Source organism: Microcoleus sp. PH2017_35_SFW_U_B (assembly GCF_020737865.1).
Classification (GTDB): Bacteria; Cyanobacteriota; Cyanobacteriia; order Cyanobacteriales; family Microcoleaceae; genus Microcoleus.
This window is the reverse complement of record NZ_JAEQDE010000127.1, coordinates 1-19909: the sequence shown is the minus strand read 5'-3', so window position 1 is coordinate 19909 and position 19909 is coordinate 1. Positions and strand designations below refer to the sequence as shown.

At 44.6% G+C, this 19909-nt stretch carries 24 protein-coding genes; 6 read left to right on the top strand and 18 right to left on the bottom strand.

Features of this window, described 5'->3' with window-relative positions; translation table 11 throughout:
• Positions 1-256: 256 nt before the first annotated feature.
• The gene (locus tag JGK36_RS29785) at positions 257-511 is read right to left on the bottom strand and encodes a hypothetical protein (protein WP_293198918.1); all 255 of its coding nucleotides are present in this window, start codon (positions 509-511) and stop codon (positions 257-259) included.
• A 557-nt stretch (positions 512-1068) separates the two neighbouring features.
• Between JGK36_RS29785 and JGK36_RS29780 the strand changes: the two genes are divergently transcribed.
• The 3 genes from JGK36_RS29780 (at position 1069) to ruvC (ending at position 4223) form a co-directional block, all read left to right on the top strand.
• Positions 1069-2535: a PLP-dependent aminotransferase family protein gene (locus JGK36_RS29780; protein WP_293192669.1), complete on the top strand. Its 1467-nt coding sequence runs from the start codon at positions 1069-1071 to the stop codon at positions 2533-2535.
• A 230-nt stretch (positions 2536-2765) separates the two neighbouring features.
• Entirely contained in the window at positions 2766-3365 is a 600-nt protein-coding gene (locus JGK36_RS29775) for a glutathione S-transferase family protein (protein WP_293198916.1), read from the top strand.
• Positions 3366-3689: 324 nt separating this feature from the next.
• The gene (ruvC, locus tag JGK36_RS29770) at positions 3690-4223 is read left to right on the top strand and encodes a crossover junction endodeoxyribonuclease RuvC (RefSeq protein ID WP_293186193.1); all 534 of its coding nucleotides are present in this window, start codon (positions 3690-3692) and stop codon (positions 4221-4223) included.
• Positions 4224-4259: 36 nt separating this feature from the next.
• Here the strand turns inward: ruvC and JGK36_RS29765 are convergent, their stop codons facing one another.
• Positions 4260-4397 carry a hypothetical protein gene (locus JGK36_RS29765; RefSeq protein ID WP_293198915.1) on the bottom strand — a complete coding sequence of 46 codons (138 nt, stop codon included), beginning with the start codon at positions 4395-4397 and terminating at the stop codon, positions 4260-4262.
• Positions 4398-4851: 454 nt separating this feature from the next.
• Between JGK36_RS29765 and JGK36_RS34030 the strand changes: the two genes are divergently transcribed.
• Both JGK36_RS34030 and JGK36_RS29760 read left to right on the top strand, forming a co-directional pair.
• Positions 4852-4992: a type II toxin-antitoxin system RelE/ParE family toxin gene (locus JGK36_RS34030; RefSeq protein ID WP_366039033.1), complete on the top strand. Its 141-nt coding sequence runs from the start codon at positions 4852-4854 to the stop codon at positions 4990-4992.
• Between the two features lie 76 nt (positions 4993-5068).
• Positions 5069-5410 (top strand): helix-turn-helix transcriptional regulator, encoded by a 342-nt coding sequence (locus tag JGK36_RS29760; protein ID WP_293198913.1) that lies wholly within the window; start codon positions 5069-5071, stop codon positions 5408-5410.
• Positions 5411-5599: 189 nt separating this feature from the next.
• Here the strand turns inward: JGK36_RS29760 and JGK36_RS29755 are convergent, their stop codons facing one another.
• The 11 genes from JGK36_RS29755 to JGK36_RS29705 all read right to left on the bottom strand — a co-directional run bounded on the left by JGK36_RS29755 (position 5600) and on the right by JGK36_RS29705 (position 14531).
• Positions 5600-6619, bottom strand: coding sequence for a CHAD domain-containing protein (locus JGK36_RS29755; protein ID WP_293198927.1), 1020 nt, complete (start codon positions 6617-6619; stop codon positions 5600-5602).
• 595 nt (positions 6620-7214) lie between these two features.
• Positions 7215-7553: a cytochrome c6 PetJ gene (petJ, locus tag JGK36_RS29750; RefSeq protein ID WP_293186205.1), complete on the bottom strand. Its 339-nt coding sequence runs from the start codon at positions 7551-7553 to the stop codon at positions 7215-7217.
• A 130-nt stretch (positions 7554-7683) separates the two neighbouring features.
• The gene (gene psbV2, locus JGK36_RS29745; protein ID WP_293186207.1) at positions 7684-8184 is read right to left on the bottom strand and encodes a photosystem II cytochrome PsbV2; all 501 of its coding nucleotides are present in this window, start codon (positions 8182-8184) and stop codon (positions 7684-7686) included.
• Positions 8185-8432: 248 nt separating this feature from the next.
• Entirely contained in the window at positions 8433-8921 is a 489-nt protein-coding gene (gene psbV, locus JGK36_RS29740; RefSeq protein ID WP_293186209.1) for a photosystem II cytochrome c-550, read from the bottom strand.
• 149 nt (positions 8922-9070) lie between these two features.
• A complete protein-coding gene (locus tag JGK36_RS29735; RefSeq protein WP_293156461.1) occupies positions 9071-9262 on the bottom strand; it encodes a translation initiation factor IF-2 in 192 nt (63 codons plus the stop codon).
• Positions 9263-9737: 475 nt separating this feature from the next.
• Positions 9738-9863, bottom strand: a complete 126-nt coding sequence (locus JGK36_RS29730; protein ID WP_293198911.1) for a hypothetical protein — start codon at positions 9861-9863, stop codon at positions 9738-9740.
• Positions 9864-10068: 205 nt separating this feature from the next.
• Positions 10069-11022: an acetyl-CoA carboxylase, carboxyltransferase subunit beta gene (gene accD / locus JGK36_RS29725; RefSeq protein ID WP_293186211.1), complete on the bottom strand. Its 954-nt coding sequence runs from the start codon at positions 11020-11022 to the stop codon at positions 10069-10071.
• A gap of 297 nt (positions 11023-11319) precedes the next feature.
• Positions 11320-11532, bottom strand: coding sequence for a hypothetical protein (locus JGK36_RS29720; RefSeq protein ID WP_293186213.1), 213 nt, complete (start codon positions 11530-11532; stop codon positions 11320-11322).
• Positions 11533-11556: 24 nt separating this feature from the next.
• A complete protein-coding gene (locus JGK36_RS29715; protein WP_293198909.1) occupies positions 11557-12882 on the bottom strand; it encodes a transposase in 1326 nt (441 codons plus the stop codon).
• A gap of 255 nt (positions 12883-13137) precedes the next feature.
• Complete coding sequence (locus JGK36_RS29710) at positions 13138-13959, bottom strand: A24 family peptidase (protein WP_293198908.1); 822 nt, start codon at positions 13957-13959, stop codon at positions 13138-13140.
• 311 nt (positions 13960-14270) lie between these two features.
• Entirely contained in the window at positions 14271-14531 is a 261-nt protein-coding gene (locus tag JGK36_RS29705; protein WP_293186221.1) for a hypothetical protein, read from the bottom strand.
• 87 nt (positions 14532-14618) lie between these two features.
• Between JGK36_RS29705 and JGK36_RS29700 the strand changes: the two genes are divergently transcribed.
• A complete protein-coding gene (locus JGK36_RS29700; RefSeq protein ID WP_293186222.1) occupies positions 14619-16196 on the top strand; it encodes an adenylate/guanylate cyclase domain-containing protein in 1578 nt (525 codons plus the stop codon).
• 35 nt (positions 16197-16231) lie between these two features.
• Here JGK36_RS29700 and JGK36_RS29695 read toward each other — a convergent pair whose 3' ends face one another.
• The 5 genes from JGK36_RS29695 to JGK36_RS29675 all read right to left on the bottom strand — a co-directional run bounded on the left by JGK36_RS29695 (position 16232) and on the right by JGK36_RS29675 (position 19589).
• Positions 16232-16741, bottom strand: coding sequence for a GNAT family N-acetyltransferase (locus JGK36_RS29695; protein ID WP_293192693.1), 510 nt, complete (start codon positions 16739-16741; stop codon positions 16232-16234).
• A gap of 379 nt (positions 16742-17120) precedes the next feature.
• A complete protein-coding gene (locus JGK36_RS29690; RefSeq protein ID WP_293192696.1) occupies positions 17121-17537 on the bottom strand; it encodes an aspartyl protease family protein in 417 nt (138 codons plus the stop codon).
• 286 nt (positions 17538-17823) lie between these two features.
• Complete coding sequence (locus JGK36_RS29685) at positions 17824-18306, bottom strand: hypothetical protein (protein ID WP_293198907.1); 483 nt, start codon at positions 18304-18306, stop codon at positions 17824-17826.
• A 17-nt stretch (positions 18307-18323) separates the two neighbouring features.
• A complete protein-coding gene (locus JGK36_RS29680) occupies positions 18324-18803 on the bottom strand; it encodes a hypothetical protein (RefSeq protein ID WP_293192700.1) in 480 nt (159 codons plus the stop codon).
• A gap of 213 nt (positions 18804-19016) precedes the next feature.
• Positions 19017-19589: a tetratricopeptide repeat protein gene (locus JGK36_RS29675; RefSeq protein WP_293198906.1), complete on the bottom strand. Its 573-nt coding sequence runs from the start codon at positions 19587-19589 to the stop codon at positions 19017-19019.
• Between the last annotated feature and the right edge of the window lie 320 nt (positions 19590-19909).

The window sequence follows — 19909 nt, the reverse complement described above, 5'->3', positions numbered from 1 at the left end:
AGAGGCGTAAGAAGAAATTAAAATCGGGAGCATCCCATTTTTGCTTTCAGATGGCGGACAGTTGCATCAGAATAGTATATTTGGATCGCAGCAGTGCGAGCGTCTCGCTCGCGAACCCTGCCACGAGCGAGACGCTCGCACTGTGTAAAAAACGCTTTTTACCAAATTGGGATGCTCCCTTAAAATCAGACTATTCATTACTCCAATACTCGGACTTAAGGGTAGATGTCGCTCTCAAACTGTCAACTGTCAACTGTCAACTGTCAACTGTTGAACAGACTGCCAAAATCAGTGGCATATTGTTGAGAGCGGAGATGACAGCAAAGTTTTTGCTCGGTGGAAGCGATGATTTTTCTGGACTGTGCAAGATGATGTCCTGTTTGTCAAGTGTGATCCAAGCAATTCCTGACAAGACTTGAATTTCTTGATGATTTTGAGGCAACCTGTACACCTCGTTTTTCATGAGGATTATGCGATCTGGCGCTGCACATTCGGAATATCTTTGAAGCATAGCATCTCCTTGATAATTAACAATCAAAAAGTCACAAATTTTCCCTCAATATCCTAGGAACGGGTTAAATATAGCCTTTCTCAAAAAGATGAAGTATGACTGACAGCTTATATAACCGCTTAGACAAAGAGGGCTGAAGCCCAACAACATACCTCACCTATCTGAGAAGGGCTATAAGTTCCTTGAAAACTGCAAATTATCCCTAAGGTTGTGTTCCCACAACCAACTTGCTAGATGAGCAAGCGAACTCTTAAACTCGCACTCCTAAAAAACGATTTTTACAAAAGCATTTTGCTCTCAAATAGAAGTATTAATTCACTTTAATCAAAAAACTGGAATCTGTGAAGATACGGTTTGGGAAACTTTGATCGGTACAGTTGCTCAATCCACCAACTGTTTTGGTAAAATATCTGAAAACTGTACTGGGCCATTGGACAGAGTAATCGCTTATAGTGTGGCTATAGCGGTTTTCGGTTAGGACACGGCAGAGCGGTGTCTTGTATTTCATTGAATTGAAAATTGCGATCGCCCTGTAGTGTCACGAGCGAATACGTGCTGTGAAAATACCCCTAGACAGACAATCTCCCAAACCGATTTACTTGCAGATTCGCGATCGCCTCAGACGACTGATCCAGTCTGGGACATTACCACCTGGACAACGCTTGCCTTCAATTCGATCGCTAGCTAACACCTTGCAAGTGGCCCGATTGACAGTCATTGAAGCTTACAGCGTTTTAGAAGCAGATAGCTTGATTTATGCTCGCCAAGGCTCAGGATACTTTGTCAGCCATCAAACAGTGCCTACCCCGAGACTGGGAACAGCTTTTCCGTCGCTTCAAGATGCGATCGTCCCAGACAAAGATGGAGGCGGTTTTTGCGATCGCTTCTTGGCTTCGATTCAGGTACAATCGCAAACAGGAATTACTGACTTTAGCTCGGGTTTTCCCCGTCCTTGGGGATTGCAAGACTTGCAAAAAATCGCCAGACGAGCCGTCACCGAAGCCGGAGATACACTCTTCAGATACGGTTTTCCTGGGGGACAGCCGATTTTGCAGCAACAAATTGCTCAAATGTTGGTGCAACAAGGACTCGATATTGCTCCAGAACAATTGATTCTGACTAACGGATCTCAGCAGGGATTGTCTTTAGCGATGCGTCACTATGTCCAAGCTGGCGATCGGGTAATTGTAGAAGCACCAACTTATCACGGAGCACTTGCTATTTTAGAAGATATAGGAGCTAAAATTGTCGGCATTCCCATGACTGGAGAAGGGATGAATTTAGCTATCCTAGAATCTTGTCTCCAGACTCACCGCCCTAAATTAATTTACACGATCAGCACGCTGCACAATCCTACTGGGCTGACAACTTCTCAAACTCATCGCCAGCAGTTATTAGCATTAGCCAGTCAATATGAATGTGCCATTTTAGAAGATAACGCTTACGAAGGACTAAATTTTCAGCCTGTTCCTGCGCCTATCAAAGCCTTTGACCAGCAAAACCTGGTAACATATATTGGGACTTTCTCGAAAACTCTAATCCCAGGTCTGCGAGTTGGTTGGATTATCGTTCCAGATGTCAACTATCAGGCGATTATGAGACAAAAATTATTGCACGATTTTCACGTATCAACTATTTCTCAGGCTATAGTTAGTGAATATCTGGCTTCCGGTCATTACCGCCGACATTTGAATCAGATTCGGATGCAAAACTTGCAGAGTCGAAATGCCATGCTGCAAGCTTTGGAGCGTTACTTTCCCCAGGAAGCAAGTTGGACAGTGCCTGAAGGTGGATTGTTTTTATGGGTGCATTTACCGAATTGCCTGTCAGTGCAAAAAATTTGTCAAGAGGCTTTATCTCAGGGTATTTTGATTGCTTGCGGTACAGCATTTTTTCCCGATCGCAAAGGCTATCCAGCAATGCGATTGAATTTCTCTCTTTTGCCTGAAGAAATTGAACGGGGTATAGCCATTGTTGGTAAGTTACTCCAGCGACATATGATATCAAGCTTGAAAGCAGTATGAATGATATAGCGGTTCTCAAAAAAGTAAGGTACGTTGTTGGGCTTCAGCCCTCTTATATTTATTATATAGTAAGCGAGGTCGCATCAAAAACTCCATTTATAATCATACCTCATCTTTCTGAGAAAGGCTATATATCGCAATCCTTGTCGGATATATTAATCTCTCTCTCTTTCTTTTTTCTGCTTCTCTTCGTCTGTCTAATCTGCGGTTAGTTCAAAACAAGAATACTTATGTTCAAACTCTACGAATATTCCCCTTCGGGAAATTGCTATAAAGTTCGCTTGCTCTTAACTCAGCTCAATATTCCCTTCGATCGCACAGAAATTAATATTCTCCAAAAAGAAAGTCGCACACCCGAATTTTTGGTCAAAAATCCCAATGGCCGCATTCCGGTTTTAGAGATTGTACCGGGTAAATTTCTCTTTGAATCGAATGCAATTATGTTTTACTTGAGCGAAGAAACTGAGTTTTTCCCCAGCGATAAATTTGAACGCGCTCAAGTCATGCAGTGGTTGTTTTTTGAACAGTACAGTCACGAACCTTTTATTGCAACTTCTCGTTTTTGGTATTTGACAGGGAAAGCTGAGGAATATCAAGCAGCACTGCAACAGAAACAAGCACCGGGTTATGCTGCTTTGGGGGTGATGGAACAGCATTTAGAAAAAAATGAGTTTTTTGTGGGCGATCGCTATTCTATTGCTGATATCGGTTTATTTGCTTACACTCACGTTGCTGCCGAAGGCGGATTTGATTTGACGGGGTTTCCGGCAATTCAAACTTGGATAGAGCGAATCAAGAATCAGCCTCGATATATTAGCATTACAGATTAAGATTGCAGTTGGCTGCATTCTGGCATTACAATGTAAGTATAATGCCATAAAGTCTCCTATGAATCGACGCTTATTTTTGCTTTGTAGTATTTAAATAAAGAAGTAAAATTGTGAATACTATCATTGATCGTATTATATTAATCCAATATATTGTCCAATAAAAGCATAAAACTATCGTCGCAATCAAGAATTTTGTTGTATAATTTAAACAGATTGCCGGACTTTATATTGAAGGATATAATAATTGAAACCGAGAATCTTTACGCAAGGTTTTCGGGTGTAATTAATCGGGTTTAACACGAGACAAAAAATAAATAATTGTGAATGAAGACAAGAATTTTAGGATTAGATCCGGGCTTGGCAAATCTTGGCTACGGCGCAATTTCTTGTCATATTATCCCCGGCAAACAAGACGAAAATAGCGTTTCCCTGATTGATTGCGGCGTGATTAAAACAACGCCTAAGCAGGAAATGGGACAGCGCCTAAAAACAATTTACGAAGATTTGCACACGGTAATTGATGAAGTAAAACCAGATTTGGCAATTGCCGAAAAACTGTTTTTTTACAAAATGGGAAATACCATACTTGTAGCCCAAGCACGGGGCGTTTTGACGCTAGTATTGGCTCAGTGCGGAGTGCCACTGTTTGAGTTTACACCTGCTCAAATTAAGCAAGCTTTGACTGGTCGCGGCAATGCTGATAAATCGGAAGTTCAAGAGGCTGTGGCGCGGGAGTTGGAGTTGGGTTATATTCCGAAACCTGATGATGCGGCAGATGCTTTGGCGGTGGCTTTGACTGGTTGGTACGATGATGATATTTGTCCGAAAAAAATACCCTTGGAAACTGGAAAAATTTGATTTAAGAGCTTGCAAAGCAATACAATCCCAGGTATGCTAGGAAGGTAGGAAATAACAAATCTGACATGAAGAGAATTCGTCTAAATAGAGTTCTGTTGCTTCTTTCAGATTGGCGATCGCTTCTTCAATAGTTTCACCCGGGCTAGCTGTTCCCACTTCAGGGCATTCTGCCACATAAATATCTTTTCCCCAATAAACGATTGTTGTAAAGATACATTGTTGTAAAGATACGAGGCATATTTTTTACGATGCTTACTTAGTTTTCACTCTAATCATTATTTTGGCAAATCGGGCGATCGCCCTTTCTTGACTAAAGTGCGATCGCTCTTTTTTTGAGTATTCCTAACTATGTCGATCCAACACTATAGGCGATTTTTACGGCTTTGACAATCTTTGATGATATCGGGTATATTGCCACTATGTCTGATTTGACATTTAATCTAAAACAACCTAAACTATAGATGGTAGATTCAGAAAGTAAACCCATTGTCTGGCTTAGTGGTGAAGTAAAAACACCCCCCTTTTCTACTGATGCGCGTATTCAAGCCGGATTTCTGCTCCGAAAGCTACAGGATGGCGAAAACCTATCCATGCCATTATCTCGTCCTATGCCAAGCATCGGAGAGCGTTGTCACGAGCTGCGTATAAGCGATTCAGAGACAAGCAAAGCAAGGATTGGCGCATCATTTATCGAATTGATGTAGATGCTATTATTCTCTTAGATGTCTTTAACAAAAACACAAAAAAAACACCGAAATTTATAATATAAAAATGTAAAAAACGATTGAAACAATATGACTGAAACAATACGACCTAATTTGAATTGATATCGGGAAGGTATTTTTATGGATCGAGCTAAACGCCAACGCTTAGAAGCAGCCGGATGGACTATTGGCACTGTAGAGGAATTTCTCGGACTTTCGCCAGAAGAAACAGCATTCATCGAAATGAAACTTGCACTTAGTAAAGCCATCAAGCAAAACCGGATTAGCCAACAGATGACGCAGCACGAGCTTGCCCAAAGAATTAAGTCTAGCCAGTCAAGGGTTGCTAAAATGGAATCTGGCGATCCTTCCGCTTCCCTCGATCTTCTTGTTCGCACTTTGCTCACCTTTGGTGCTACACGTCAAGACATTGCTGAGGTAATCCTTAACAGTGCTTCCTCACAGATATCTCCTCTTAACTGAGTTAGCATTCAAGTTCGATCGCCCTTTCTTTAACTTCATCCGCAAGAGCGATCGCCCTTTCTTGAGTTACACGATGAAGGACACGGCAGTGCCGTTTCCCTAGGAATATCTGTTATTTTAGGTCATATTTGTAGGGACACGGTAATGCCGTGTCCGGCTTCTAATCCCCGCTGTCTGCAAGCAAAAAACCTAATTTGGGTGTGGCGAATGCACCTTAGCAGCATCATCAACCACAGGATGAATTAAGGTCGATCGCAAATCTTGCCTAATTTCCGATTTCAAATACTTGCGCTGCAAAACCTGCCATTTTTGCCAAGCCCCGTAGCGTTTTTCTGCGAACAAACCAGCCAGTTTCGGCAACTCTTTTTGCAAATCGCGATCGACAAAATCTGTCAGAAACTCCCCTAAAACTTCACAGTCTTGAATATCGCCCAAACATTCCTGAACAGCTTTTACATCTTCGACATAAGCTTCATAAGTCTCCCCGTAAAAATCGCCAAACAGATTCATCAAATAGCGAACCCGCTTAGCTTGCTTCCGCAAATCGTGCAGAATTGTTCCCTCCGCTGCTAGCTTTTCTTCCACAGCCTCAGCAGTCAAATCATCAGCAACTTTAACTTTGCCATCCTGATATTCGGTGCCCAGCAGCCAAGCCGGATGCAGGAAAAATTCGCTGACTTGAGGTAACAGCAAATCCGGCAAAACCTCAGCAATTGGCAAATGTTCGATCGCCCGAAACTGCGGTTTTTCTACCCAATTCTCGATCGACTCTTTCAGCGACTGGTAACTTTTGTGTTCCAAAACAGCCCTCACCGCTTTCAAAGCCCGACGGCGCTGTTTGAGCAAACTCAACAAAGCCTCATCCAAAACTTCCTGTTCGTCAGCCGGCAAATTCGGGTAATAGCCGTTTTGGAGACTTTCGAGCATCACATCCAAATCTCTGAGCGTTCCCAGAATCCGACCCACCTTACCAATTTTGCATTCAGAAGCTGCTTTTGGCAAGTCTAAAACGGGAGCAAAACCCGTTACAGCCGATCGCAAACGCCGCATTCCGACTCGCATTTGATGAAGTTCTTCTGCATCTTTGTCTTTGAGAACTTCAGCCTCGTGCGCTACTGCTTTGCGGAAATATTTCTCGATCGCACCAGAGGCTGCGTCTCCGAGAGTTTTGACTTGATTTTTAACTTTTGCTGATGTTTTTACGTTCATGGTTGATGTAGAGTCCACTTTCGCGATCGACTTTAATTTTGATTTCAAGGCTTTTCTAATAAGGTTTTAAATCCTAGCACACACTTTTCATTGATGAACCACAGCAATAATAAATCTTAATGTAAAGTGCTTGACAATTTATCCAAAGTCAGCATTTAGTAATACCAAATCCGGGTTATTCATCCCCGTTATAAATTGTAGGGTGCGTCGTTGACTGGCAGCCCGGTGGAGGGCGAGAATTCTTCGTAGCGACGCACCCTACGTCTCTGAGATCGTAAAGGGGGTTTCTTGTCCCCATTCGTAAGAAATATTAATGTCATGTGCTTGACAATTTATACAAAATCAGCTATGTAAAATCTTCAATCTAAAATCTAAAAAATCTTCAATCTAAAATCTAAAATTTAAAATCTAAAATAAAATTCCCTCCCCCGCCCTTGGGCTAATAAAAATCTGATTTGTGGCGGGCTTTCCCAAATAGGTTAAGATCGCTGCAAACCGAGATTTATTTACCAAAGGGAGAGAGAGGGTGCGATCGGGAAGACAAGTTTTAAATTAAATCAAGTCCGCCCAGGTTGTCCGACTTCAAAGAGGCAGTTTAGCCTTTCCAGTCTTTCTCAGATTGTTCGAGCACGTAGGTTGCTACATCCTCGATTTGGTCTGGCTTCAAGCGGCCACCAAAAGCAGGCATAGCATTTTTGCCCTTAGTTACCTGAGTCGTAATAGCTTCGATAGAATTCATGCCATACTTCTCAAGAGCGCCTTTTTTCAAGGTTTTCATTGCCATAACGACGTTCCCGCCACCGATGTGACAAGCAGAACAGTTGTTGCTGAAGATTTTAGATCCTTTAACAGCATCTCCAGCCAGAGCAGGGCTGCCGAAGCCGAAAGTGAAAATTGTGAACGCTAACAAGGCGATCGATAAGAGTCTTTTCAACGCAGTTCTCCTCTAATGGACAGACAAAGGGTGATTCTTTAGTTATTTTACCTGTTTTAACAGGCGCGATCGCGACTACACGCACGATTGCTTTCTCCCGAGTAATTTACCACTTTTTGGCAGTGGCAGTTCAACTCTCAAAATTATCCACGCCCCAGCCTGGAGCTTTCTGAGCCGCCCGGATCACAAAAGCAGCCAAATTTTCAACCTCAGTCTGTGGCATCCAGCTTTCGGGTACTTGGCGGCACCAAAAAGTTTCCTCACTGCCGTCATAAGTCATCGGCTCTCTCAGATATGACACCAAACCATTGATGTTGCTGCGAGGAGGCGTTGCCCCCTGGAGATCTGCCAAAGACAGAGAGATCATCGGATCGGGCAAAGTTGCTCCTCCGACGTGGCAATTCATGCAATTTTGCTCGAACAAAACCTTGCCGACAGACAAATCCTGAGCTGAAAACAACCGAGTGTGTCCCTCCGTGTCCAATTCCAGTGGTACAGGTTCGCTAACTTTCAAATAGCGAGTTACATAAGAATCGCCAGCAGCCAAAACAGGTTGAGGAGCCAGCAGCAGGAGCGGCAAAATAATTAACATCCCCAACAGAAAGCAGAGAAAAACACCACGATGCATCATAAAGGCGTAGAAAAGTCAATAATCCACTAACATTTGCTCGTACAATCGAATTTTTTTTGTTGCGCTCTGACTTTCGTCAGTATCAACCAGTCCGCTAGCTCAAGTCAGCGAGTTCGACTGGGGAGAATCAATCAACTAGAAGTAAATTTGAGATTTCAGATTTTCGATAGAAAAACGGCGAGCCAGCAATCCTTGCCAAATCCCAGCCCCTCTCAATCCAAAATCCAAAATCTCAAATTTCAAACTAATTAACGAGCGCCTTTGCCACCAGCCCACTGGCGGGAGATAATTTTCGGCTGCAACAGAATGTGACCGGCAATCGCGTACAAATCTTCATCGGAGAGATTTCTCATCTCAGCGAAAATATCGGCACTCTTCATGCTCGGATGCAGTTCCGAAATTTCTTGAAACCCGTCATAAGTCGTGGGATTTTTCATATAGTCCACCAGCGACTCAATATTATTGCGGGGTGGGTTGGCCAAAGCTAGAGTTTCGGGACTCAAATTGAGGTTGGGGTCAGTTTTTGTCATGCCGGAAGCGTGACATTGAGCGCAAGTATTTTGGAACTGGCGTTTGCCTTGCTGGACTTGTTTGAGGCTCAGCACTACTGGAGTGCCCTTGTCATTTAAAGTTACAGTGCGAAGCTCAGCACTCAGTTCGACAGCCATCGCGCTGCTGACAAATAACTGAAATGTCAAGAATACAGCGGTCAGAGCAATGAAATATCTTTTAAGCATGGTTCTCCTTAAAAAAATCCGGCAAATTATTGAACGCTAAGAGAGTATAGCTGGCAAACAGATTTCTGTTCAAAATTCCTTTCTTTGGTGACAACTGGCGAAAGTTTGTGCAGCCATACCTTTAAAGGTAGAGGAATTTTGCGATCGATCTAATCTGCAATTCGTTTTGAGTCGCGCCTTTTTTCGAGAGCGGACATAATTGCCTTAACATCTTCCAAAGCCAAACGGGTTTGAGGGTGTTTGTAGGCAATTTCCAGCTCATCACACAAGCGGAGCACGTCTTCAACAGGGACGTTGAAGTCTTCTGCTATTTCTGCGATGGACAGGTCTGCAAAACCCATAATTTTCAGGTCGCTGACGGATCAGAATTGAGTTGACTGCTGTTGAATGAAAGCTGGACAATTTAACAAAGCGCTGTTAGCTGTCATAAAAAATATTCGGTAAGTGGGAAACTCAGAGTCTTTAGACCTGAGAGGAAAACGACGGGCGCGGTTTCAACCGCCTTGAATCCCCTTTCGGGGTTAGAGGGGTATGGTTGCCCCTCTGTGGAGATCGACCTGGTTATAAAGGCTTGTTAGACCTGCAACACTGTTTCAGTGACTTTAAAACTGTTTAATTGCAGATGACAGAGCGGAAAACTGGCGTCGCATTCAAGGAGTGTCGTGACCTGAATAACGTCTCCTCGCGATCGAGGGGTCTGGTCAGAACAGCTTGTAATTTCTTACAAGCTCAGTGGCGTTGATTCCCTGAGTTCCTGACCTGATAGTTTGTTCTGAGATTTTGTGCGATCGCCAGCTAACTAATCACTAATTAACACTAAGCATTTTTGCTCAGCCAAGCTTCCCACTCCATCAACTTCCAACCAATATCATCCCATTGCCGCGTCTTTATTATCAATAGGACTTGGGCGCGCAGGACTAAAAACCCCGTATCTGCGTGCATTTCTCGCTACCAAACTTCATGTTTTTCGTAGAAACCACGGTTTTTGGGGAATTCCTCTGACATTTTCGTCTTTGGCGGACTCACCAACAGACGGGGCGATTTTCCATTTTTCGATTTGAGATTTACTCCACAGGTGTCTTATGGGGCTTGAACTTTGGTCGAAAATTTTGATCGGTTCGCCACAGGAGTCATCCGGCGCAGCAGCTTAGGGAGAAAGCTTGAAAGCGTGAGTCGGTGTCGCCACAGCGTGGTGGCTTTCGGTAGCATCGTGGGCGGGGAATTCCGAGTCTGCCAAGAAAGGCTGGGGCTGGTGGAGGCTGATGAGTCCAGCCAGAGTTTTCTTTAATTGAGTTCGGGGTACGATCAAGTCTACAAAACCGTGGGCGAAAGAGTATTCGGAAGTTTGATAATTTTCCGGCAGCTTTTCGCGCAGAGTTTGCTCGATTACCCGGCCGCCCGTAAAGGCTACAGTAGCTTTTGGCTCTGCAATTATAATGTCTCCTAACATGGCAAAACTGGCGGTGACGCCCCCGGTGGTCGGGTGGGTCAAAATTGGGATGTAAAGCAGTCTCGCTTCCCGGTGACGCTCTAGAGCCCCGGAAATTTTAGCCATTTGCATCAGGCTGAGCATTCCTTCCTGCATTCTCGCACCGCCGGAAGCGCAGACAATGAGTACGGGTAAGCGTTCCCGCGTGGCGTGTTCGATGAGGCGAGTCAGTTTTTCTCCGACAACTGAGCCCATGCTGCCGCCGATGAACTGAAATTCCATGACTCCGAGGGCAACGGGCAAATTTTCGATTTTGCCGATGCCTGTTTCTACTGCGTCTAGGTGGCCTGTTTTTTCTTGAAATTCTCGCAGTCGATCGCTATACTTTTTGCGATCGCGAAATTTCAGCGGATCGGTGGCGTGCAGACCTCCGTTAAGGGGCACCCAGGTATTGGGGTCGATCAACTGCTCGATGCGATCGTCACTGTAAACTCTGATATGATGCCCGCATTCCAAGCAAACCATTTGATTTGCTCGCAGGTCTTTGGTATAGCTAAGGGCATCGCAAGCTGTGCATTTATTCCAAAGTCCGTCCGCAATTTCTCGTTCCGGCCGTTCTTGGGAATTCGGTACTGATTTTCGTCGATTTGCAAACCAATCAAATAGAGACATTAAAACTTAGGAATTGGTAATTGGTAGTTGGTAATTGGGAATTGGTAATTGGGAATTGGGAATTGGTAATTGGTAATTGGGAATTGCCATTTGTCATAATATCAAGTCCGCACTACAGAGGAATTATACTATAGACTGCCCGATCGCGCTGAACTACGAATGTCTCGCGTTCCCCCTGCTGGACGCTCGCGCTGTACTCTGAAGGTTATTATTCCGATGCTCGTCTCAAAGATATCAATTATCTACTATTGACTATTGACTAATGACTAATGACTAATGACTAATAACTAATCACTCTTATTCTGGCTCATCTTCAACAGGACTGATGAGCAGCGACGCAGTGCGCTGGTGTTGGGGAAGAACTTGCAAAGCTGTAGCACTTCCAGCCCCAAAATAAGATGCTATACCCAAGTCTACAATTCGAGCCGGGATTTGATGAGCCGCCAGGAGCTGCTGCATTAATTCGGCTTCCCAACGAAAGCTAGTGGTTTTGAGTGTAATCCAAGACACGGGATAATTTTACCAATTTGTCAACTACCCATCATCAAGCGGGGTACCGCTATGATGTGGGCTTGTATCTGAACTCCACCGCAATTCCGAAAACCTAGATAGAATCTCAGCTTTAGTTTCACTGCCCGATACATTAGGGGATGCTGACAAGCTCCCCGTACTCATCCAGTCTTGCCGGACAAGCAACGCTCTCATTGCAATGTTTCGTGCACCAACCAAATCAGCGTGTAACTCGTGACCACAGCATTCACAGCGAAACAATAGCCCTTTGTTAGGTCTATTAGCATCCGAAGTATGTCCACATTTAGGACAACTCTTCGATGTATAATTTGCCGGAACTTTAGTTGCTAACGAACCATTTAGATGGGCTTTGTAGTCAATATAGCCGTGCAATTCGGCAAAGGACCATTTCGCCTTATTTCTATTAGATCTACGCTGCTTCTTGCTAGTCTTTTTCCCGGATTTAGACTTAGTTCTATCCCTAATTCCGGTCAAGTTTTCTAGTCCAATCAGGCTGTTAGGCTTGGCAATTTCCTTGCTAATTTGGTGGTTCACGTCAGCGATAAACCGTCTTTCTCTTCCTGACAAAGCGATTAGTCTGCGCTTGGCCGAACGAGTGCCTTTACGCTGAAGAGTTGGTCTGGCTTTGTGATAACGGTTGGCTTTGTGTCTCGGGTCTTTTCCTGAGTAGAATTTCGACTTGTTTTGTAAGTCTGTTTCTACTGCTAAGTAGCGCATACCCACATCAACACCAGAAACTCTGGTTATTTTTAGTGGGTTAATTTCAGGTACTTCTACTTCAATACTTACCATTAAGTAGTAAGTCTTAGAAGAACGCTGATAGACGATTTTGGCTGCCCCAATCTTGGCACCATTGGCAATCAAATCTAGATGCTTGTTGTAGCCATCATACGGGACTACTATTCTACCTTGCAGCGTGATAATACTCACTTGCTGTTCGGCTTTAAAAGAGTAGTCCCGCTGATAATTTAAGGTACAGGTTCGAGAAATGTATTTAGGGGGTTTGTCCAACCCTTTGTACCGTCTCTTGGTATAACCTTTGGCAATAGCATCGTTAGATTGTTTTACCTTAGTCCAAAGAGTTTTGTAGGTTCCAGACACTTGTCTGGGTACGTTGCAAGCCATCTGAGCACCGAGTCCAAAACGAACTCGCAACTCGTTGTAGACGGCTTTTTGCAACTTCAGACCGTTACTGGTTTTACCCGTATCAAAAGCGACTTGTGAAGTATAGTTCAAAGCATCTCGGTAGGCTAAAGCAATCTGAGACACCAAAGCTTTTTGCTCGGCATTCAGGTTGAGTTTTAACTTGGCGGTGATTATTTGAGGCATTACTTTCACTAACTCTGAAAATATTGTATCTCGTGAATACGGCAAAAGCAAGTGGTGTGGCAGAAATAATTTGTACAGCGAGTCGACCGCCCCGAACCCTCCGATTTCTAAAGCTACCGATTTGGTTTGGGGCGGATCTCTTCACTCACGCGCATTCCTCCCGACGCTCACCTGGAAGTAGAGCGCGGGACTCCTGCTGATTTAGTTGAACTGATATTATGTTCGATCGCGCTCCCTAACCGTAGATCGCAAACCCTAATTCGGGAAAAAGAACTGCAAGTAAATAGATAAGATCGGTTCGCCCCAGAGAGCTGTAATGGCTGCACCGAGAGCCAGAAACGGGCCGAAGGGCATGGGTTGACGACGATCGAGCAATCCGATCGCGATCGCCCCACCACCAACCAAAGCCCCGGCTAAACAAGCGATAAATGTCGCTAGCAGCAAGAGTTTCCAGCCCAGCCAAGCTCCCATCAAGGCTGCTAATTTGGTATCGCCGCCACCCATAGCAGTCTGCCCGAAGCCGATCGATCCTGCAAGTCCGATCGCGTCAAACAGCCACAATCCGACAACTGCTCCCAAAATTCCGTCTAGTACCAGATAGTGTACGGAGTCGATCGGGCTAAATGTCGGCCACCAACCCTTGGCGATTTGGAAAACCAATCCGAGTATCAAACCCGATCGAGTCAAAGCATTAGGCAAAGTCATTGTATCGCAGTCTATCAAAGACAAAGCCAACAGCCAGCTAAACAAAGTCCAAAACCCCAGCGTTTGGACGCTTACCCCAAACCGCCAATAGATCAGCAAAAACAGTAAACCCATAGCTGCTTCCACCAGGGGATAGCGGGCAGAAATCCGACTGCGACAGTGATTGCAGCGTCCCCGCAGCCACAGCCAACCGAACACGGGTATATTTTCGTAAGTTCTGAGTTGATTTAAACATTTGGGACAGCGAGAAGGAGGATGTATCACCGACAAACCCGCAGGCAACCGATAGATTACCACATTTAGAAAGCTGCCGATCGCTGAGCCGATGACAAAGACGATCGCGGTGACAAGGGAATTAAATATTATTTCCATTAAGTTGTCTGTTGACTGTTGAATGTCGGGATTTATTAGTTGTTATTTGTTAAATTGTGTCCTGTAAATTACTAATCATCTTTGTAGTAACTAATCCAAATTCTCTGATTTTGATGCGGACTAAAGTCCTCACTACGAACCTGATTTTTCCAATTGTGCGATGTGTTATTATTTTAAGCTGTTACCAATCACTAATCACCAATTACTAATCACCAACTATCAATTACCAATTACCAATTACCAATTACCAATTACCAATTACCAATTACCAACTGTCAACTATCAACTGTCAACTATCAACTATCAACTGCCTAATACATTTGAGATTCAATTTCGTCAAAAGTAACAAAACGTTCACCGGGCAACAAAACGGGATGCGAAGCAAAAATTAGCTGACCTCGATCGCTTCCTTGACTGACAACTACACCGGCAGGACGCTGCATCTGCTCGGAATGCACTTTCAAATACATACCATAGGCCGATCGAGCAACTCGGATCAAATCGGGAGCGATCAAGCTGTGACTTTGGGAAATTTCTATCCGGTGTTCTGAGTTGGGCTGGTATCGGGTCACGGGAAACTTATGATAATGGTATAGGTCTAGCTATTGGTTTTGGCTTGAGATCGATCGAACTTACCTTATTTTTTAAGAATAGACTAGGTGGAAATTAATACATTAACTTACAATCCTCCCTTGGCTGCGATCGAACTGCGACTGCGAGCTCTCCTTTCGTCTGAACTCTACGCTGGTGCGTGGGTAGATCCATCGCCGGCGACGTTAATGGGGGTTTTCGAGCACCTGCGGAGTCTCCGCTACATCCTCCACGACTACGTGCCCAGGCCCGTGTCCGAATCTCCGGCCAACCCTGGGGAGGTTCGCTACCAATGGCAAACAGGCACTTTGCTATTCACAGATTTAGCTGGGTTTACGTCGCTGTTGGAAGCAAACACAGCCCAGGGGCGCAAGGGCGCTGAAACGCTGTTGGGGGTGATTAACGACTATTTTGCCTCAATGATTGAAATCGTCAGCAAGTCGGGGGGGGATTTGCTGGAGTTTACAGGAGATGCGCTGCTGGTGCAGTTTCTGGGAGGGATTGACCAAGAGGAGGATACAGCTAGGGCGGTGCGGGCGGGTTTGCGGATGCAGCGGGCGATGGCTAAATTTGCCAATATCGAAACGGCACGGGGTGTTTTGTCTTTGAGGATGCGGGTGGGTATCCATTGCGGTCGCTATATTAGTGCTGATATCGGTACACCGCTGCGGATGGCTCACGTACTGCTGGGGCATTCAGTCCAGCAAGCCAAGCAGGCTGAGGGTTCTGGGACTGTGGGGCGGGTGTGTTTGACTGAAACTGCTAGTTCGTCTTTGGGGGAGCAATTTCGTTTTGAATCGTGGAAGCCCGGTTATTTGTTGGTGGCAGATGATTTCACGGACGATCTACTCGGAGAGTACGATATTACTTTGACTGGGCGGCGGATGCCAAGTTCGATATTGCTCGATCGCACGGTATCGGGTTTGGTGAGCGAAATTGAGGAAGCTGTGAAGCGGGTTGAACCCCTTGCTAGTTATATTCCCAAAACCATCTTGAGACTGCTGGTTGAAAATGCCGACAGGCGGAAAATCCCGCCGGATTTTCCCGAACCGACGGTGATGTTTGTCAACTTGATCGGTTTACCGGAGTTGGTGGACAAAGCAACGCCAGCGGAGGAAGCTAATCTGGTATTGGGCTGTTCTCGCGTGTTTGCGCTAATTGATGCTGTGGTGTCCGCGAAAGGGGGCGTCTTGCAAAAAGTAACGGCGCATTTAGACGGTTCGGATATATTGATTTATTTTGGTGTACCGGACGTTCATACCGACGATCCACGTCGCGCGGCGAGTGCGGCGATCGCAATTCGGGATCTAATTGCCAGTTTACCTCCGATCGTTATCGGCGGTGAAAATGTGAAAGTAAGCTGTCAAATTGGGCTGTCTCGGGGCCCTGTGTTTGCTGCTGAGGTTGGGGAACCGCGAGGGCGCAGGGAGTTTAATATCCTCGGCGATACGGTGAATACGGCTGCTAGGCTGATGAGCAAGGCGGGGGAAAATGAAATTTTGATTGGCGAAAGGGTGTTTGAGTCGATCGGGCTAAACTTCGATTGCGAGGCTTTGGGAGCTGTTTCTTTGAAGGGCAAATCTGCTCTGACTCCGGCTTTTGTGCTGCACGGTTCAAAGGTGGAGAGGGGAAAAGGCAGCGTTTAAATAAATTTTAAGACCTAGGCAAGTGGTATTATTGGCTACTCGCACAGACTAAACTCCGATCGATATTTCACCGTTCCGCTGCAATCCTGCAAAGCACCTCTTTCTAACTCCAACACCATAAAAGCTTCATCAGGTACATCATATTCGCATCGCAACATCTTGCTACTAGCAGGAACGAACCCGAAACGCGAATAGAAATCAGGAGATCCCAGCACAACCACTGCCTGAAAGTGCGATCGGGCGCACTGTTTTAAACCCTCGCGGATCAGCAGCGATCCGATACCTTGCCGCTGATAGTTTGGTAAAACTGCGACTGGCGCCAACCCCAGAATTGACAAAGTGCTAGAACATTCTCCTGCGATGACAACCGGACTGAAGAAAATGTGTCCGACTACTCGATCCGATTGTACCGCAACCAAGGAAAATGTAGATGCAATTCCCCGCAGGCGATCGACTAAGTTTGCCTCATTTTCTCGCCCGAATGCCACAATATTGACATTGCGAACAGTTGCTAAATCTTCTGGCTTTTCAGTACGGATATCCATAGCTAATACCAAGAATGAGAAATCAATGCAACGGGTGCATCTCAGTTTTGCATTTAATAGTGCTGTCCCCGCTCACGTATTATACGATACGCGAGTGGGGACGCTCGCACTATAAGAAAAAAATGCTTTTTATAAAAATGAGATGCTCCCAATGCAACGATATTGGTAGGGTGTGGATTCCTCGATAGTATCCAAAAACCGGCGAACAATCTATCGAGCGACGCACCAACGATATTGGTAGGGTGTGTCGTCCTCGATAGTATCCAAAAAGAGGCAAAAAATCTATCGAGCGACGCACCATAGACAATATTTTATAAAACAAACTCAACATCAATTATTGTAGCAAGGATGTTTTAAATTGGTATAATTCCTGTGAAAGCTACACTCGAATATAGCTTTGCATTCCCTCTGCCGGCAAAACAATCAACCGCTGATTTCTCAAGTCCGGTTCTAAACCCAAATCTTCGAGGGGAATTAAGCCTAGTAAAGGTTCTTCTCCTGCGGGAATTTCTACACAATCATATCGGCCTTCTCTGCCAGCCACAGCAATACTGACATCTTTGAACAGACGAAATTGTCTGGCTCCTATTGCTGTATTTCCTTGGATTTCACCAACTAGGGTTAAACCTAACTGACTGATAATATCTGCTGGCAAACAGAGTCGAGTTGCTCCTGTATCGACTAAGACGTTATCGATGGTGATAGAGCGTATTTGCTCTGGGGGGATGAACCCTCTTTCTCCCAGGATTTCATCAATGTGATTGGTCACGGTTATTGTTGCGGTAACTCTGCCCATTTTTTTATTTTTTTATTTTTCTATAGAATGTTTTCTGTTTTCGGGTGCATCTGGCGCAAGGCGAATATATCCGTAGGGGCGAAGCATGACCGCATAAAATATGGGATTATAACTAATAACTTATAGGCGGTCATGCTTCGCCCTCTTCCAAAACCAGATGCTGTTTTCGTTGACTTTTGATAGAAAAATGTACAACCTAGGGTGCATATTCTATATTTTAACAATATTTGTAACTGAGAGCTATATTTTTATTTTTTGCTGAATTTCTGCTGACAAATGTTGCACATTAATAGCAAAAATGCTCTCTAAATATTGATTGTCTCAGCTTCTTCCATTGTTGTTTAGAAACATCTGCGCGAGTTTTGTCACCCGATGGATCGCGGATAGTCCAAATTGTATCTGCAATGCGATCCTCTTCGAGGGCTCCGCTAACAAGCGATCGCCCGTGAGAACGATAGTCGAAGTCCCAGAAAGCATCACCGGCGCAATCTCCTGGTGTAGCAATCATTTCGCGATCGACTGTACGGCGAATCGCATTCCATTCGCGGATGTAGATAGGAGAATCGTCCGATCGCAATTTGCGATCGCCTAATTGAGGATTAACCTTGTAGAAAAACCAATCCGTAAGATTATCCACGGCTTGAGTTCGTGATTCTAAATCCCGCGCTGTAGCACAGTCTAGATTTGGGCCGAGAAACATGGCAAAAGTTAACATACACACTGCGGAAAACTTCGAGATTGACTCGATCGATCGCGATTTAATTAGCATAGTGATGCGCTCCAGTCTTATAGTCCACAATTAGAAAGAAACATCTCGCGTCGAATTGCTGACCATTCGCCGATGCCAATTTTATCGCTTTTGGGGATTTGCTGTCCAGTCCGTTGAGGATGGCGGCTGTAAAAAATTGTATCTGCAAGGCGATCGTAAGTCTGTTCGTAAGTTTCGCCGTTAATTGTGGTGAATTCCCATCCTGTCTCTCCTGGGGCGGGCCTAAAGCAGACTTCTTGTACCGACTTGACTCGCGGATCGATCGCCTCGCGTAATTTTTGCCATTGATTGCTATATTCGCGATCGTCCGTTTGGAGTTTGCGATTGTTTAGTTGAGGATTTACCCTGTAGAATAGGAAGTCTGTCAATCGATCGACGGCTTGTTCTCGCGATTCGGCTTTGGCTGGATGGGGGCCCAGGAGGAGAAGGGCGATCGCAAAAACACAAACCATTAATAATCTGGAGAGGGGTTTAATTGACAGCGACTTGACTAACATAGCAATTTGGCATTAATTCCTACTGATATCTCCACCATCTTAACCTGCACTTACGCAAGAGTCCAGAAAGCAGATTTTCATCAGAATACTTCGTTACAGTCCGTAAGTAGATGAGTGGGAAAATACATAAGTATGTCATTGCGAGCTCTTAGCGAAGCAATCGCAATCGCTATGATATCATTCCGATACTACCGGAAGTGATACAATTTTCTGTTATTCCTGAAGTTCTGCTAATAACTGTTCCCCGAAAGGATGTTCTTGCAATTTCTCATATGTCAAATCTCCTTTGCTAATGCCTTCCCGACACAATCCAACATAATTTTTCCAACACATGAGAACTTTAGGATGATTTTCTGGCAATTTGGTGCGAATAATTTCCGCTGCATCAAAATACAGCCATTCCGCTTCCGAGTACCTTCCTTGGGATTTATAAAGTTCGGCTAAATTGTTGAGATCAATGGCTAAACTAGGGTGGTCTTCAGGGAGTGATAGTCGGTATATTTCTAAGGCTTGTACATATAGAGGTTCCGCTTCCGAGTACCTTTCTTGAGATTTATAAAGTAAAGCTAAATTATTGAGGCGTGTGGCTAAACTAGGATGGTCTTCTCCAAGCACTCGCCTGTCTATTTCTACTGCTTGTAAGTACAACGGTTCAGCTTCAGAGAACCTACCTTGAGAACGATACAGTACGGCCAAGTTATTGAGAGAAATAGCCAAACTAAAATGGTATTTTTGGAGCGATCGTTTGTCTATTTCTAATACTTGCAAATATATAGCGGTTCTCACAAAGATGAGGTACGTTGTTGGGCTTGGGCCCTCTTAGTTTAAGGGTTATATAAGCTGTCAGTCATACCTCATCTTTTTGAGAAAGGCTATAGTATTTCCGCTTCAGAATATCTTCCTTGAAATTCATAAGATATCGCTAAATTTGTGAGGCTATTACCTAAACTGGGACATTACTCACAAGTTAAGCTAAAAGCACTGTTGTCAATGAGTAATCTTACTCATTTTTTTACCGAGATACCAATTAAAATATGACTCCATTTGTTCCTTTATTATTGAAAAAAAATTGTTCGGGACTTCTTTGAGTTCCAGGGAAAGGAGAA

Bases quoted from the DNA above. Each gene is read 5' to 3' on its own strand.
- JGK36_RS29680 (WP_293192700.1), bottom strand. From the start codon at position 18,803: ATGTTAGTCAAGTCGCTGTCAATTAAACCCCTCTCCAGATTATTAATG.
- JGK36_RS29760 (WP_293198913.1), top strand. From the start codon at position 5,069: ATGGATCGAGCTAAACGCCAACGCTTAGAAGCAGCCGGATGGACTATT.
- JGK36_RS29785 (WP_293198918.1), bottom strand. From the start codon at position 511: ATGCTTCAAAGATATTCCGAATGTGCAGCGCCAGATCGCATAATCCTC.
- JGK36_RS29685 (WP_293198907.1), bottom strand. From the start codon at position 18,306: ATGCTAATTAAATCGCGATCGATCGAGTCAATCTCGAAGTTTTCCGCA.
- JGK36_RS29735 (WP_293156461.1), bottom strand. From the start codon at position 9,262: ATGGGTTTTGCAGACCTGTCCATCGCAGAAATAGCAGAAGACTTCAAC.
- JGK36_RS29775 (WP_293198916.1), top strand. From the start codon at position 2,766: ATGTTCAAACTCTACGAATATTCCCCTTCGGGAAATTGCTATAAAGTT.
- JGK36_RS29695 (WP_293192693.1), bottom strand. From the start codon at position 16,741: ATGGATATCCGTACTGAAAAGCCAGAAGATTTAGCAACTGTTCGCAAT.
- psbV (WP_293186209.1), bottom strand. From the start codon at position 8,921: ATGCTTAAAAGATATTTCATTGCTCTGACCGCTGTATTCTTGACATTT.
- psbV2 (WP_293186207.1), bottom strand. From the start codon at position 8,184: ATGATGCATCGTGGTGTTTTTCTCTGCTTTCTGTTGGGGATGTTAATT.
- JGK36_RS29690 (WP_293192696.1), bottom strand. From the start codon at position 17,537: ATGGGCAGAGTTACCGCAACAATAACCGTGACCAATCACATTGATGAA.
- ruvC (WP_293186193.1), top strand. From the start codon at position 3,690: ATGAAGACAAGAATTTTAGGATTAGATCCGGGCTTGGCAAATCTTGGC.
- accD (WP_293186211.1), bottom strand. From the start codon at position 11,022: ATGTCTCTATTTGATTGGTTTGCAAATCGACGAAAATCAGTACCGAAT.
- JGK36_RS29730 (WP_293198911.1), bottom strand. From the start codon at position 9,863: ATGCACGCAGATACGGGGTTTTTAGTCCTGCGCGCCCAAGTCCTATTG.
- JGK36_RS29755 (WP_293198927.1), bottom strand. From the start codon at position 6,619: ATGAACGTAAAAACATCAGCAAAAGTTAAAAATCAAGTCAAAACTCTC.
- JGK36_RS29715 (WP_293198909.1), bottom strand. From the start codon at position 12,882: ATGCCTCAAATAATCACCGCCAAGTTAAAACTCAACCTGAATGCCGAG.
- JGK36_RS29710 (WP_293198908.1), bottom strand. From the start codon at position 13,959: ATGGAAATAATATTTAATTCCCTTGTCACCGCGATCGTCTTTGTCATC.